The following is a 14,289-nucleotide window of genomic DNA, read 5'->3' as shown; positions in this document are numbered from 1 at the left end:
TTGCTGTAATAGGAAACGCCCACCCCGCCAGCACCGCCAGTGGTGGTACCGCCGCGACCGCCCATGTGGGTCGCGTCATAACCGCCGCCATAACCACCGGCGCCACCGCCACCGGAAGCGCCGTTGGAGGTCACGGTAACGTTGTTCAGGGTCAGAATCCCTGCGTTGAAAATCCCCCCGGCCATCGCGCCCGTGGCGCCGTAACCACCGTTGCCGCCCGTGCCCGACACCAGGCCACGGGTGAGCACCAGACCATCGAGTGTCACGATGCTGCCGGACGCCACCTCAATCACTCGGGTCCTGTACTGACCATCGAGAATCACGTCAGCCGCGCCGTCGTTGTTCAAGTCGCCATCAACGGTGATGTTCTTGTTGATCAGCAGTTCGGACGTCAGCTGCACCGTCATGCCGCTGCTAAAGGTGACGATGTCGCCGTTCTGCGCCGAGGCGATGGCCGCACGCAGTGAGCCGACGCCTGTGTTGGCGTTGTTGGTGGCGGTCCAAGTGGCCAGGCCCCATTGATAGTCGCTCATGGCCGTGGTCGAGAGGACGTTGGCGCTTTCGATGTTGCCGGTGGCAATTTCCAGATTCCAGTCGCCACCTATCCCGGTGCGATTACTGGAAGCAGCCACATCGCGGCCGATCAATTGAGCCAGCGAGTCGACAAAACTCAAGCCACGCTCACCTTCGGCGGTGTAGCAGCCGTAGATCATGATGTCGCCGCCGACGTTCATGTCCTTGCCGATTTCCGCCAGTACCGCGCTGCGAGCCGCGACGTTGTCGGCCGACAGATAACTATCGCCCAGCCACAGATCGCCCGCGTTGCCGTGGGCAATGATCTGCACCGAGCTGACGCCCTGATGGCTGTCCAGATAATCAGCGATTTGCTGCAGGCCATCTTTGCTGGCATCCAGCTGAACCACCTGAGTGCCGGGCGCAATGCCCTGAAGCAGGCTGGCAGCGTCCTTGACCCGCGAATCGACGAACACCACGCTCTGCCCCGGCACCGCAGCAGATGCTGGCGCCGGTGTGGCATCGGCCTGGCCGTGGGTGTCCTTGCTGGCGACCGGTTGATCGGCCGTCGGCGCCTTGACCGCCTCGGCGGTGGCATGGCTGTCAGTCTGGGCGGTGTCGGCAACGGTGGCGGCCACCGCGCCGTCGAACAGCATGCGTGGCTCCAGGGACATGATCATTGGCGAGGCCAGCGCTCGTGCGCCTTCGGTAACCCGCGACTTGCCTTTGCTCCACCACATGCTGCTCACCCGGACTCGAACTTTTGGACGCATCAATGAAAACGCCGCGATCAACTGATCGCGGCGTCGGCTTTCATACGAATGACATTGGCGGCGCTGGCGGAGCCATCGAGCCAAAAGGACAACTCGGCGTATTGCTTGAACAAGTCCGGCGGCAGGATCGTCCGCCTGGACTGCAATTGAACCTTGGCCTTCACCTTGTGCAGCCCAGAGAGGCCAAGGGCCTGGTCGAATTCCGGTGCGTCATAAGCCAAATGATCGAAATCATGTTCGAACCAGGGTTCGCCAATGAAGTCGTAGACCAGCCGCATCACCCGCTCCGGCGCTTGGCTCAACAGGTCGTAATCGATGATCAGCAACGAGTCGGCGTGTTCGCCGTAATAGGCTTCCTTGAGGGCGGCCCAGGAAAACCCCACCAGCCGATTGCGCTGGGCTAGGGTTTCGCAGCGGCTATAGACCGTGTTGCGCTCGACTGCATCGCCGAACAGCTTGGTGTTTTCGAAGGGGTTGGCGCGGTACAGGCGCTCGATGCTGTCCATGACCCAGGCGACATTGCGCACGCAGGCAATGATCTTGGCTTGAGGGAACAGATCGCTGATTGCCGGCAGACGCGAACTCCACAGGCGGTTCGTGTCGAACACCACCGGTTTGTCGGCCTTGTCGGCGTAGAAAGAGTCGAACAAGCCGCGCAATAGGCGGCGACGCAAGTCGGTGTCGATCACCGCACCGAACTCGCTGCCGGCGCTGCATTGTTCCAGAACACCGGAAAAGAGCGCACCCACGGGGCTGGTCATGCCGGCATGAAAGCGCGGGTTCTGCAAAAGAATGGCAGAAAGCAGGGTCGAGCCTGAGCGCGGCAAGCCGGAAATAAAGTGAAAGTGCTGCATCCATTCACCCGCCATAAGTCCTTTTGTATGACGAGCGTAGACCATGAATGGTATTGCGACTAGTGGTGCTTTGATATCAAATCGGAGCTAAATCGACTGGAAAAAACGATTGATATAACCGGCTGCAAGATGAATCGATTAAGCCTTGAAAACACGGGCTTACTTCAGCACATACAAGCGTGCCTCGGCGCCTCCCGCGTGGGTTTTGCTGACGCTTTGCCAACCCGCGGGCAAGGGCGCGAACTCGTCCGGTCCATCGACGCTACCGACCAGCCACACGCGACCAGTGCCTTTGGGCAAGCCGCCGAGGCTATCCAGATAGACGTCCTCGGCCACCAACGTGCCGAAACCATAAGCGTTCGGCCGGCTCGACCTGCCATCGGCCAACGGCGGCGTGTACAGCAATGGTTTGGCGTCAGTGCGGTTGTAATAGACATAACTCAAGTACCAGAGCATGTCGCTGGTGACGATTCGGTCGCCGGGGGTGAAGTGCTGGTTCACGTAGTTGACCATGACGCTGATCTGATCGTCGGTATCCACCGTGGCATTGTTCTTCAGGCCCACTAGTTCGATGCCGATAAATAGCATCAGCACCGCCAGCGCCAATACCTTGGAGCCCGCGTACAAGCGATCGATGGCCAGCGCCACCAGCATCGGCAAGCCCAGGGCATAAGCGGTCAGGTAACGCTCGATAAACACCGGCGATATGAACGACACCACAAACACCAGCAACACTGGGAGAACGGTGTAGATCACCGCCAGTGCACTGCCCCGGAAAACACTGCGATCCCGCGCCAGCGCCACGCCCGCCAGGGTCAGCAGCGCCACTGGCAGCGCGATAAAAACCAGCGTGGGCAGGTTCTCGCCATCGTCCTGAATCAGGAACGACCAAATCATCGAAGGCAATGAGCCGAGCGTGACGGGCGCCTCCCACCCCACATCGCCATTAGCCTTGAGCTGATCCATGTGCTGCACAAGATCGAGCAGATTGGGCACCCACGGCAGGTACAACACCACAATCGCCACATTGGCCAGCCACCACCCAGAGCGCTGAATGTGCCGCAATCGATACCCTGATTGCACGCGGATCAGTCCCAGATACAGCCAGTGACACAGCACGCACAGCGCCGTGAAGTAATGGGTGTAGAACGCCGCACTCATCAGCAAGGTGTAAATCACCAGATAGCGCGTGCGTTGCGGCCGCCTGATCCAATACATCAAGGCGATCGTGGCACCGATCAGCCACAGCCCCAGCAGCGAATACATCCGCACTTCCTGGCTGTAACGCACCGCCGTGGGTAGCAGCGCCAGCAGAACCCCGGCCAGCAATGCGGCGCGGCGGGTGGCGAGCAAGTCCACCAGCCAGACGCCGAGTCCCACCGTGGCAATCCCCGGCAACGCACTCAGGCTGCGAATCGAAAAAATGCCGTCGCCGAACAGGCCGATCCAGCCGTGCAGCAGCATGAAATACAGGGGTGGATGCACATCATGAGCCGCATGTTCCCAGATCCCGGCCAAGGAATACTGGCTCAGCAACAGGCTGGCCCCTTCGTCGCCCCAGATCGCTGCCGCCGTCAGGTCGTAAAAACGCACCAGCGTGGCCAATACCAGGATCGGCAACAGCCAGTGCTCCCGCGCCCATTGCAGCAAGCGACGGACAGCCGCCCACAACCCCGGCATCGCATGCGGGTCCTGGGTATCGCCCAGCGGTGTTTCTCTGCGCGCCTCCATTACCTCCCCTTGCAACGGCCATGTGAAAACCGAAGCTTCACGAGCACTGTAGGACAGGCGCGAGCCTGACGTCGATGCTGGCCTTGCGGCGGACGACGTCCGGCAATCATTCCGATCAGCGTCTACGCTTTGGCGTGGCGTGACCCAGCCACGGAGATGAAAGGAGTCGGCTGATCAGCGCGAACTGCCCGGATAACCGGGCCTGCAACGTGACGTATCAGACACTAACCTGAGGGATGAGGAACCATGGAAGTATTCATCGGCACTATCCAGCCTTTCGCCTTTAACTTCGCGCCCAACGGCTGGGCCCTATGCAACGGCCAGACGCTGGCGATCTCACAATACAACACGGTTTTCGCACTGCTGGGAGTCAACTTCGGAGGCAATGGCACCACCAGTTTCATGCTGCCCAACCTGCAAGGTCGCATGCCGGTCGCCATGGGCAACGGCTTGGGCCTGACCCCGCGCGTCATCGGCGAAGTCTCCGGGACCGAGAACGTCACCGCGACCATCACCAACCTGCCCAACCACACCCACGCCATGGCCGGGCTCACGGCCACCACCACCCTGCAACTGGCCAGCCCGGCGAGCAACCCGGTCACCAACCCGACCGCCACCAACGCCTACATCGGCGCCTCGGGAGGCGGGCCGGGCTCGGCGAGTATTTACTCCGATCAGCAAGGTGCTGCGGCCGTGCCGCTCAAGGGCGTAGCCACCACGGTAGCGGGAGAAATCTCGTCTGCCGGCAACGGCTTGCCCATGGCGGTGATGAACCCGTTCCTGGTGCTTAACTTCAGCATCGCCCTGAACGGTCTTTTCCCTTCGCGTAACTGAGGGTCTGGCCGGGGGGATGCAAATCCCCCGGCCACTTTTGCTGATGGAGTGATGCCATGCTGCAACAGGTTCAAAGCCAACACTTTCAGGCACTGCTGGGCAAGACGGGGACGTTGCGGCTGCCCGATGGCAGTGAATTGCCGATCCATATCGACACCCTTGCAGAAACGCCCCGCTCACAGATGCCAAACAGCGAGCGCATGCCGTTCAGCGTCGAGCTCAACAGCCTGCAACCCACCGATTTTGTCGATGGCTTGTGTGCGCTGGAGTTGCCGGAGCTGGGTCAGGTAGAAGATATTTTTGTTTCGCGAGTACCGGCCATGGGGCGTGATCCGCAACTGGGGTACTTCTACATCGCGTTCAACTGAACAATGGGGGAGCGGGCTTGCTCGCGAAGACTGCTTAACATTCAAAAATAATGTTGGCTGTTATACCGCTTTCGCGAGCAAGCCCGCTCCCACAGTTGATCGGCGGTGTGTTCAACCCTGTGGGTACCACACCAACCGCTCCGCAGCCGGGTTGCGCTCTTCAACCTGAAACCCCAGCGCCAGGTAATGCTGGCGCGCATGGGGATTGTTGGCCCAAACCACGGTCGCCACTGGGCAGCGGATTTGTTGCGCGGCTTTCTGCACGCCTTGCAGCACCGTCCGACCGTAACCCTTGCCTCGGGCCTGTGGGATAAACGCCAGGTACAGCACGCGAATCTCATTGGGGCCGAAGTCAGTGGTCAGCGCACCAATGGCGGTGTCGAGTTTCTCGATCACGTAATGCATGGCATTGGGGAAGTTCTCCCCCAGCCCTTGTTCCTGCACTTTGAATTGCTGGGCAACCACCTGCTCGACCACCTCTTGCTCACCGTCGATCCATTGCAGATCCGGCCGCGCCGCTTGGTAAAGGCTGTGCAGAAAAGGTCCATCGCTGGTCCGCGAAGGCCTGACCACCAAGCCGTCCGCTGCCACTGAATCGGTTTTCGCCATCGCTGTTCTCCCTTAGCTATTCACCCTTAGAAGCCGCTTTCCCTGACCCCCAAAGCCGCCAAGCGCCGCCAGGCAACGCCCAGCAACGACTCGCCGCTGCCCTGCAACACCACAATGCCGCGCAAGGGTTGCACCGGTGTCGGCGTATTTTCGAGGATGCTCAACCGCGCGCCGTACTGCGCCTGTACTGGCTCGGCGCGCTGATGTTGATCCCGGCGCACGGCGATCGGCCCGTGATGATCAGAGGTCAGCGCTTCCTGATCGACATAAGCCACGCCATTGGTATCGATTTCACTCAATTGCACCTTGATCGCCGGGTGCATCGGGTCATCGGCGATGAACCGTCCGCTGGCACCCGGGGCGACACGCCAGAGTTCGGCTTCAGCCAGATAACCGCGCAACCGCGCGCCGTCTTCGACCACCCGCGCCAAAGGATCTTTGGTCGAAAGCCAGCGACCGACCGTCAACTGGGGCAGCAGGTCGCGCACCTTGCCGCCGTGGGGGGCGCGCAGCAGCAGACGTTCACGCTGGGCGGCCAGGCCCCGATATTCGGCCACCGCTTCCGCCAGGCGCTGTTCGACGATACCGGCATCGGCCGCGGTTTCGCTGCGGCCGGCCTGACGGCGCATCTGCAATTGCTGGATCTGGATCTCGCGACGGACGATGGCCTGGCGTGAGTCCAGATCCGGTGATTCCAGCTCGATCAGCACCTCACCTTGAGCGACGATCTGGCCGTCATGCACATTCACCGTCTTGACCCGCGCCGCCACCGGCGCGTGCAGGGCGCTGGCGCGTCCAGCCTCAAGCATCGTCGGTAACTCCACCGCGCTGCGCCATGGCAGCGCCAGCAGCAGCAACAACCCAAGCAACGCCAGACCGCTGAGCAGTACCCGAGGCGCATGCGCCTGTTCGCGACGGCTCCACCATTGCCGCCACTCGTTCAGGATCGGCAGAAAGATGAACCACACCAGCTCCACCAGCATCAGGAAGATCCCCAACACTTTGAAGAACAGGTGATAGACCGCCAGCGCAATCCCGAAAAACAGCGCCGCGCGCCACAACCAAGCGCCATACCCCCAGATCAACAAACGCCGCTGCATCTTCGGCGACCAAGGCTCCGGCGCCGGGGCTGCGTAGCCGAACAAAAATTCGCGCAGCCGCCAGCGACACAAGGCAAAGGCCCGCCCTTGAAGGTTGTCCACTTCCCAGAAATCACTGAGCAAGAAGTAGCCATCGAAACGCATAAAAGGATTGAGGTTGATCACCAGCGTGGTGATCCAGGTCGCACTGGCGAGCATGAACGCCGCCGTGCGCCCGGGGCCGTCAGGCAGCAGCGACCAGGCGAGCAGCGCGATACACGCCAACACCAGTTCCGCCAGCACCCCGCCGGCACCGATCAGCAACCGCGCACGGCGGTCATTGACGCGCCAGGCGTCGCTGACGTCCGTGTAAAACATCGGCAGCAGCACCATAAACGCCACGCCCATGCTCTGCACCCGACAACCGGCGCGCTTGGCCATGAAGGCGTGGCCGAACTCGTGGCAAAGCTTGGCGAAAAACAGCGCCACACCAAACGCCAGCGCACCGCCGAGGCTGAACAGGTGCGGAAAGGTAGCGATAAACCGCTGCCAGTCCCGCGAGACCAGAGACACCCCGAGGCCTAGCGTCGCGGGCAATCCGTAGCGCAATACACGCGGGCCGAAACGCTCCAGCCACGGCCAGGCTCGATTGAGAAAGGCGTCCGGACGCCATAGCGGAATCCGGAAAAACAGGTATTGATGCAGCAGGATTTGCCACAGGCTCTGGCGCTGAGCTGCGGCCTTCAGGCTGTAACTGGCGCGCTGCGACGGGTCGAGGGCGCTGATCAGGTCGTGGCCGCGCAAAAACTCCAGCAATTGTTCAAGCGCCACGCCATCCAGCGGCAGCCCCGGTTCGCGGTTGGCGGCACGCAGCACTTGCTCCGGATCGCCCAGGGACCAATGGCGCAGCAGACGCATCGCCGCCGCTCCGAGTTTGAAATACCGCCCACGCACCGGGTCGGCCAAAGTCCAGCGCGGCGACCCGTCGAGGGCCGGGGCCGCCGTCGACAACTGCAGGTCTGCCCGCAGGCTCGGCAGGCTCATCTACAGGCCCACGCTCTGACGCAACCCGGCCAGCGGTCGACGCAACAGGTACAACGCCAGCGGCGCCCGGTCGCCGAAGACTTTCGCGGTGCCGCGCAGGCCGATACGTGGCGGTGCGGCGTCGAACGTCGCATCCAGTCGATAAGCCAGTTGCCCGGCAGCAGTGGGCTGCGCTTCGTAGGCCGAACGTTCGAGTTTCGCCAAATGCCGCTGCAGCGGATCGCTGTCGAGAAACAGTGCGACCTGCGCACCCGGTTCCAGGGCAATCGCATCGCCCACGGCCAATTCGATGCGCAACTCGGCCTGGTTCGGGTCGGCGATTTCCATCAGCCGCTCGCCGGTTTGCACGGGTTTGCCGGTCCAGCGCTCGGCGTCGGCGAACACCGCGATGCCGTCCCGCTCGGCGCGTACCTCGCTGCGTTTGAGCAATTCACGGGCGTAATCCCGTTCGGCGCGCTTTTGCTCGACGCGGGCCGCCAGCAGATCGATCTTCGAACTGGATTCGGCATCGGCGAAGGAGCGTTGAGAATTGGCCTTGAGTTCCGCTTCGGCAACGCCCAGGGCGCGCTCGGCCACATCGGCCTGAGCGTTAAGCGTAGTGCTTTCGAAGCGCAGCAGCAGGTCGCCGGTTTTCACCGTCTGGTTGGGTTTGACCAGAAACTCGGCGATCACCCCGTCCAGCGGCGCCGTGACCACCCGACCTCCCAACGGGACGACTTCGGCCGGGGCCAGCACCGATTGGCGCACCGGGATCAGCAACCCGAGCAATAACACGGCAACCAGCGCCACCTGACGCTTGCGCGTCCAGCGCAGTCGCCAGGGTTTGTGCGGTTGCTGCGCCAGCCAGGCATGGCTGTAGGTGTCGCCCAGTTGCGACAGCAGCACTTGTTCGGAAGGGTTCCACAGCACATCCCGCGCCAGCCACAGACCGCCGAACACCTCGCCCTGATGATCGATCAGCGGCAGCCAGAACACCTGAGCGGCTGACAGACTTTGCCAATCGGCCAGAATCGATTCACTGAGAAGATCGGGTGTGATCACCCGCGCCTGTTTCAGCACCTCAAGCTTGAACAGCTGCGCGACTGCTTGCTCGACAAACGCCACGAACGGCGCATTCGGTTCCACGGCACTGACACCGGTGACCGCCTGCACCTTGCCGGCGATCAACAGCGCGGCATGGCGGAAACCGAACAGCGCCTGACCGTCATTCACCAGGCTGTAAGCCAGTTGCGAAGGCGTGCGCGCGGCGCGGGTCTGGCGTTCGAGGTCGAGAAACCTTGCGAACACCTGCTCGGCGCCGCCGGTCACCGGGGCGTTCATTTGAACTCCGCGAAATGCGCCGTTCCGCTCATGCCGGCCAACAGACCGTTGGCGTTGGGCAGCGCCGCTACCAGCAGCAAAGTCTGGCTGCCTTCATCGATCCGCGCACCGAGGCGTTTGACCGTCGCATCCAGCGGTTGACCGGTTTCATCGGGGACAAAACTGAACGTCTGGCCGGGCTTGAGCTTGCCCATCCAGCGCGACGGCACCAAGAGGTGAATTTCCAGAGTGCGGTTGTCGACCACGTCCAGCAACGGCGCACCGGCAGCAACGCTTTCGTAGCGCTTGACCTTGCGCTCGACGACCTGACCATCGAACGGCGCCACCACATTGCAGCGTTTGACCTGAACCTGATAGACCTGAGACTGCGCCTGAATCTCGCTGACCTTGGCCTCGGCCCGCGCCACTTCAAAGCGCCCGACCGAATTCAACGCCGCCAGTTGTTTGTTGTGCGCCAGCTCTTCACCGGCACCACGGCTGGCGGCCTGAGCCGCGTTGAGCTGAGCCTGATAAGCCGAACAGTCAAACCGCGCCAGGGTGTCGCCCTTTTTGAACGACTCGCCCTCACTGAACGGCAACTCCACAATCCGCCCCGACAACTCACTGGCAAGCACCGCCTGATCCCGGGCTCGCAGCACACCACGGGCTTCACTGCTGGCCGACGCATTACCGCCGAGCGCGCTGCTTTCCAGCAACGGATCGTCTGGTGTAGGCGTTTGCGCTTGTACTACGCACGTTACAAAGGTCAATCCAATAACCAAAATACGAACACGCCGCATAACCGTAACTCCCTGACGGATTAGCGGAGTCTATGACAGCGGGGGTGAGCGTCAAGCCGGATGGCCATCATTGGTTGAAAGAGCGGGCTCGCTGATCAGAGCTGCGCCGTCTCTGCCACCGGATACACCGACTCCCATCCCCCACCCAACGCCTTGTACAAACCAACCATTGCCAACGCCACCCCGGTCGAGCTCTCGACCCACTGCTGCTGGGTCGCCAGCAATTCGCTCTGCACGGTGAGGACGTTGACGAAATCCACCACCCCTTCGACGTACTGCTGTTGCGCGGTGCGCAGGGCGATCTGGTTCTGGCGCACAGCTTCGGCGAGGCTGTCGCGGCGCAGTTGGCTGGCGTTGTAGGCGGTGAGTTGATCGTCGATTTCATGCCAGGCCCGCAGCACGGTTTGCTGGTAGGCCAGCGCTGCTTCCTGTTGCTGGGCTTCGCGCAGGTACAACATGCCGCGCAGGCGACCGCCGTCGAACAGCGGCAGGCTGAACTGCGGACCGATGCCGAACGAGCGCGAGCTCCAGGAACCGAAGTCGCTCAACTGCATGGCTTGCGAACCGATATTGCCCGACAGGGTGATCCGTGGATAAAAGTCGCCCTTGGCCACGCCGATGCTGGCGGTCGCGGCATGCAGACGGGCTTCGGCCTGACGAATGTCGGGGCGGCGCTCGGCCAATTGCGACGGCAAGCCGATGGCGACCTGACGCGGGGTTTGCGGCACCGGGGCGTCTGTGGATAACTCAGCGGACAGCGCTTGCGGCGGTTCGCCCATCAACAGGCTCAGGGCGTTGATCAGTTGCGACTGACGCTGCTCAAGCGCCGGCAAACGTGACTCGATGGCCGCGACTTGCGCAGCGGCTTCGGCAACGTCCAGATCCGTCGCCACACCGTCGGCCAGGCGCAATTGCGAGAGTTTCAAACTATGCCGGGCAACGTCGAGGTTCTGCTCGGTGACGGCCCGCGTGCTTTGCACACCGCGCAGTTGAATGTAGTCCTGAGCGGTTTCGGCGAGCACCGACAGCAGCACGCCACGACGATCGTTTTCCGCCACTTCCAGCGTGGCATCGGCGGCTTCGGTTTCGCGGCGCACACGGCCCCAGAAATCCAGCTCCCAAGAGGCGGAAAAGCCTGCGTCCCACAGGTTGAACGCCAAGTCGCCGTTGTTGCCCGACGGATCGTTCAGGCCTTCACCACTGTTGCGTTTGCGCCCATAGCTGCCGCTGGCGGCGGTATTGGGATAGCGGTTGGCGGTGATCACCTGGCGCGCGGCGCGGCTTTGCTGCAAGCGGCTGCTGGCGAGTTTCAGGTCGAGGTTGTCGGTCAGGGCACGTTGGGTCAGGGCAGAGAGTTTCGGGTCGTGGAATACCTCCCACCAGCGTTCGTCCATTTCAGCGGGAACGACCTGACTGGCGGCGGCTTTGGTTGGTTTGGACCATTCGGCCACTTGGTGCGGCTGAGGTTTCTGGAAGTCTGGGCCGACGGTGCAGGCACTCAATGAAAGCAGACTCAACACAACAACCACTGAATAAATGCTGACCCTGTGGCGAGGGGGCTTGCCCCCGTTGGGCCGCGCAGCGGACCCAAAATTTGCGAGCGCTGCGCACTCGAACGGGGGCAAGCCCCCTCGCCACAGGGATGTGCGATTAACAAAGTTCATCGTTGCGCAACCTCATGCTCGCTGGCGCTTGCAGTATCAATCCTCGCCTCCACCGACATCCCCACCCGCAACCGCTCGGCCGATGGCTGCCCCGGATCGAGGATGATTTTCACCGGAATCCGTTGCACAACCTTGGTGAAGTTGCCAGTGGCGTTGTCCGGTTTGACCGAGGCGAAGGTCACGCCCGTAGCCGGTGCAATGCTCTCCACGCGGCCGCGCAGGGCTTCGCCGCCGAGGCTGTCAACGTGCACTTGCACGCTCTGCCCCGGCTGTACGTCAGTCAGTTGGGTTTCCTGAAAATTGGCGACCACATAGGCCCGCTCCAACGGCACCACGGCCAGAATCTTGCTGCCCGGTGTGACATAAGCGCCGACCCGCACCGCGCGCTCGCCGACCATCCCGTCCTGGGGCGCAACGATGCGCGTATAGGACAGCTCATAGCTGGCCATTTCCAGCGCCGCTTGTGCTCGTTTCAACCCTCCTTCGGCCGCATCACGCTGGGCGGTCAGAATCTCAACCTGCTTGCGTTCCGCCGCCAGCACCGCCGTGGCATTGGCCAAGCGAGCGGAGGCCTGATCGATGCGCGTCCGCGCTTGCTGAGCGTTCTGCACCGTACCGGCACCCACCCCGGCGAGGTGGTTGTAGCGGTTCAGTTCATGCTCGGCAAAAGCCATTTCAGCCTTCGCCGAAACCACCGTGGCCTGGGCCTGAGCGATCACCGATGTCTGGCGCTCCAGGGTGGCCCGAGCGTTCTGCAGCTGCGCCCTGGCCACCAGGGTTTCCGCGTCGGCGGCCTCAGCGGCGGCGCGCAGATCGCGATCGTCGATCAACGCCAGTAACTGCCCGGCCTTGACCAGCTGGTTGTCTTCCACCAGCACGTCCTTGATGAACCCCGCCACGCGCGGCGCCACCCGTGTGAAGTCCGCTGCGACGAAAGCATCGTTGGTGCTCTGCTGTGTGCGCTTGCCGAACAAGCCCGGCGCCAGCAGGTAAACCAACACCCCTACCGCCATCACTGCGGCAACGCCGACAGCAACTTTTTGCTTTGATTGAGTCGTCATAAAAACCTTCTGTTTCAGTGAAGCATTCAAGTCGGCGCGCGCGGTGGATAGATCCGCGTCGGCAGCCAGAAAATCATCAGGATCAGCGCCATTGCGACGCCGGCCATGCACAGATAAAGATCGGAGGAGGTCAGCACTAAGGCCTGTTGATGCAGTCGGTGAGCCAGGCCTGCGTTGTCGCTTTGGACCAAGGGCGAATTACCCAGGTTGTCCACCAGCATGGTCGAATGGAAATGCAGCCTTGCAGTGGTCAGTGCCTCGATCACCCCGGTGGCAATCACCGCCGCCAGGCCTTTCACGGTATTGAACCAGGCCGAGGCGTACGGCCCTTCCATCGGAGTGATGCTGCCAGTGGAGAGCATCAACAGCGGCAGCACGGCCATAGGCTGACCGAAAATCTGCAGCCATTGCAGGACATAGAAATCGTCACGAATCCACGCCGACGTCAGCTGCGAACCACCGATGCAAGACAGCGCCAACATGCTCAGGCCGATCCCCAGCACCCAGCGGCAATCGACCCAGCGCAGGTTGCACAGCGCCGCCACCAACGGCAGCGCGATCAACTGTGGCAGCGCCGCCAGCAGCATGATCGGCGCAGTCTGCACCGGGCGATAACCCTGGACCTGAGCCAGGTAACTGGAGGGAATGATGACCACCGCGAGCAACACCACCAGCACGCCGGCCAGCGTCAACAGCGCGAACGACAGGTTGCGGATACCGAGCATCTGCAACTTGAAGAACGGAATCGGTTGCGACCACTCATTGATCAGAAACAGCACCAGCAACAGCAGCCCGCCGCCGAGCAGTCCGCAAATCAGGCTCGACTCGAACCAGTCCAGCCGATTGCCCTGCAGAATGCCGATTACCAACATGCAGATCGCCGGAAACCCCAGCAGCAAGCCACGCCAGTTGAATTGTTTGAAGCGTTCCAGCCGCAGCGGATCCTGGGGTAAACCGTAAGCCACCGCTGCCATGGCAATCAGGCACGGCACGACGATTTGCCAGAAGGTCCATTGCCAGCCGACGTACTCGGTCCACAACCCGGCCAGCGGCGTGCCGAGACCGGGGCCGAAGGTCGCCGTCAGGGCATAACCGGCCAGGCCATAGAGTTTCACGTTGGCCGGCAGGAACCTCAGGGCAACGGTCATCAGCATCGGCGGCAGCGCGCCGCCGGCCAGACCTTGCAAGGTGCGCATGACCAGCAGGCTTTCGTAATTCGGGGCGAACGGGCACAACACACCCAACAGGGTGAACGCACTGATCGCGTACAGGGTGAAGCGGCGCAACGAGAACGTCACCGAACACCAAGGGGCAAATGCCATGGCAGTCACCGAGGTCGCGGTGTAACTGGCGACCAGCCAGGTGCCTTCGTCGTAACCGATGGCCAACGCGCCGCGGATATCGGCCAGGGCGACCTTGGTTACCATCTCGTTCAAGCCCGACACCAGCACCGCCAGCAACACGCCCACCAGGCCGATGATGATTCGCGGGCCGAAGACCGGAGGCGTGACGGCGGTCGCTGGTTTGGCCGCAGCGAGAGGCGCCGTGACCGTGAGGGAAGTCATGTACTGCAAGCTCCGGAAGGGGAATACCGAAGCATTTTAGGGAGCGTGGAAGCTTACGAAAATTGACTTATTGGCAGCTTATAAGTGCGCCATAC

Annotated in this window: 12 protein-coding genes; 2 read left to right on the top strand and 10 right to left on the bottom strand. The window is 62.1% G+C overall.

The genetic code is table 11. The annotated features are described in order from the left end of the window. The 3 genes from JFU11_RS27700 to JFU11_RS27690 all read right to left on the bottom strand — a co-directional run. Positions 1-1,253, bottom strand: a 1,253-nt coding sequence (locus JFU11_RS27700; RefSeq protein WP_201062740.1) for a DUF4347 domain-containing protein, incomplete at its 3' end; no start/stop codon positions are given. A gap of 50 nt (positions 1,254-1,303) precedes the next feature. Beyond that, positions 1,304-2,140, bottom strand: coding sequence for a sulfotransferase (locus tag JFU11_RS27695; protein ID WP_038978410.1), 837 nt, complete (start codon positions 2,138-2,140; stop codon positions 1,304-1,306). A 159-nt stretch (positions 2,141-2,299) separates the two neighbouring features. After that, on the bottom strand, positions 2,300-3,871 hold the full coding sequence (locus JFU11_RS27690; protein WP_201062739.1) for a glycosyltransferase family 39 protein: 1,572 nt from the start codon (positions 3,869-3,871) through the stop codon (positions 2,300-2,302). Between the two features lie 246 nt (positions 3,872-4,117). Here JFU11_RS27690 and JFU11_RS27685 point away from each other — a divergent pair, with 246 nt between their 5' ends. Both JFU11_RS27685 and JFU11_RS27680 read left to right on the top strand, forming a co-directional pair. Beyond that, positions 4,118-4,705, top strand: coding sequence for a tail fiber protein (locus tag JFU11_RS27685; RefSeq protein WP_052967251.1), 588 nt, complete (start codon positions 4,118-4,120; stop codon positions 4,703-4,705). A 56-nt stretch (positions 4,706-4,761) separates the two neighbouring features. Next, positions 4,762-5,073, top strand: a complete 312-nt coding sequence (locus JFU11_RS27680; RefSeq protein ID WP_123719041.1) for a hypothetical protein — start codon at positions 4,762-4,764, stop codon at positions 5,071-5,073. 111 nt (positions 5,074-5,184) lie between these two features. On the opposite strand, the gene JFU11_RS27675 is transcribed toward JFU11_RS27680, so the two are convergent. The 7 genes from JFU11_RS27675 to JFU11_RS27645 all read right to left on the bottom strand — a co-directional run bounded on the left by JFU11_RS27675 (position 5,185) and on the right by JFU11_RS27645 (position 14,194). After that, a complete protein-coding gene (locus tag JFU11_RS27675) occupies positions 5,185-5,682 on the bottom strand; it encodes a GNAT family N-acetyltransferase (RefSeq protein WP_050682093.1) in 498 nt (165 codons plus the stop codon). Positions 5,683-5,708: 26 nt separating this feature from the next. Further along, positions 5,709-7,805 (bottom strand): biotin/lipoyl-binding protein, encoded by a 2,097-nt coding sequence (locus JFU11_RS27670; protein ID WP_201062738.1) that lies wholly within the window; start codon positions 7,803-7,805, stop codon positions 5,709-5,711. Beyond that, the gene (locus tag JFU11_RS27665) at positions 7,806-9,125 is read right to left on the bottom strand and encodes an HlyD family efflux transporter periplasmic adaptor subunit (RefSeq protein ID WP_201062737.1); all 1,320 of its coding nucleotides are present in this window, start codon (positions 9,123-9,125) and stop codon (positions 7,806-7,808) included. Further along, complete coding sequence (locus tag JFU11_RS27660; protein WP_201062736.1) at positions 9,122-9,904, bottom strand: efflux RND transporter periplasmic adaptor subunit; 783 nt, start codon at positions 9,902-9,904, stop codon at positions 9,122-9,124. Before JFU11_RS27660 ends, JFU11_RS27665 begins: the two co-directional genes overlap by 4 nt. 95 nt (positions 9,905-9,999) lie before the next feature. Then, entirely contained in the window at positions 10,000-11,568 is a 1,569-nt protein-coding gene (locus JFU11_RS27655) for an efflux transporter outer membrane subunit (protein WP_201121419.1), read from the bottom strand. Next, positions 11,565-12,629, bottom strand: a complete 1,065-nt coding sequence (locus JFU11_RS27650; RefSeq protein WP_201062734.1) for an HlyD family secretion protein — start codon at positions 12,627-12,629, stop codon at positions 11,565-11,567. Before JFU11_RS27650 ends, JFU11_RS27655 begins: the two co-directional genes overlap by 4 nt. 26 nt (positions 12,630-12,655) lie before the next feature. Next, positions 12,656-14,194, bottom strand: a complete 1,539-nt coding sequence (locus JFU11_RS27645; RefSeq protein WP_201062733.1) for an MFS transporter — start codon at positions 14,192-14,194, stop codon at positions 12,656-12,658. Positions 14,195-14,289: the final 95 nt, after the last annotated feature.

The organism is Pseudomonas sp. TH37, assembly GCF_016650735.1.
GTDB lineage: Bacteria > Pseudomonadota > Gammaproteobacteria > Pseudomonadales > Pseudomonadaceae > Aquipseudomonas > Aquipseudomonas farris.
Note: the sequence above shows the minus strand (reverse complement) of the source record. Positions and strands in the feature narration are given on the sequence as shown.